General features: G+C 62.9%; 1 protein-coding gene. It reads right to left on the reverse strand.

Going from position 1 to position 749, the window contains the following annotated elements; all coding sequences use genetic code 11:
- Positions 1–749 (reverse strand): IS110 family RNA-guided transposase (locus ACMGDH_RS18185; protein ID WP_436829396.1); only part of this gene is annotated, 749 nt, incomplete at both ends.

Below are 749 nucleotides of genomic sequence, written 5' to 3' on the forward strand. Positions count from 1 at the left end.
GCGCCGCGCAATTCCTGACCGGCTTGGTCAGCATGACGTGGGCCGCCTGATAAAGCGCCTCCCGCACCGAAGCATCGCCGATCTTGCTGATACGGCCGGTGTAGTCGGTCTCACCCGATTGGTACTTCTTCGGAGTGAGGCCAAAATGCGCTCCTGTCGCCTTCGACGAGCGGAAGCGCATCGGGTCGTCGATCGCCGAGGCATAAGTCAGCGCCACAATCGGGCCGACCGACGGCGTCGTCATCAAAAGACTGGCCTGCGGGTGTGATCTGGCGAGCCGTGCCACTTGCTTGTCCAGACTGTTGAACTCGCGCCGCAACACGGCATGGGCTTCGAGCAGCGCCTTCGCCACGACCTTAAGTCCAGGATGGCCTGCAACGAGTTCTCGGATGCGTTCGGCGAAGGTACGCTCGGTAGTCTTGCCGACCTTCAGCCCAAAGCCGCGAAGCACTCCGCGAAGGCTGTTCTCGATGTCGTGGAGCTTGGATTGCAGCAGCTTGCGGGTCGTCAGAATGGCCCGCGTCTCCTGTGCCCCGATCGACTTGCAATGCACCGGCCGGAACCAGCCGAGGCGCATCAGCTGAGCTATCCCGCGTGCATCGTTGCGGTCCGACTTGACTGGCATCGCCTTGAAGGCATCGCGAACGTGCCGCGTCTCCAGAAGCTCGACCGCAAGACCAGCGTCCCGCAGAGCCGCATAGAGCCATTGCGACAATGGGCCCGCCTCCAGCCCGATCCGATCCAACGTC

The organism is Sphingomonas radicis, from assembly GCF_051400635.1.
Lineage (GTDB): Bacteria > Pseudomonadota > Alphaproteobacteria > Sphingomonadales > Sphingomonadaceae > Sphingomonas.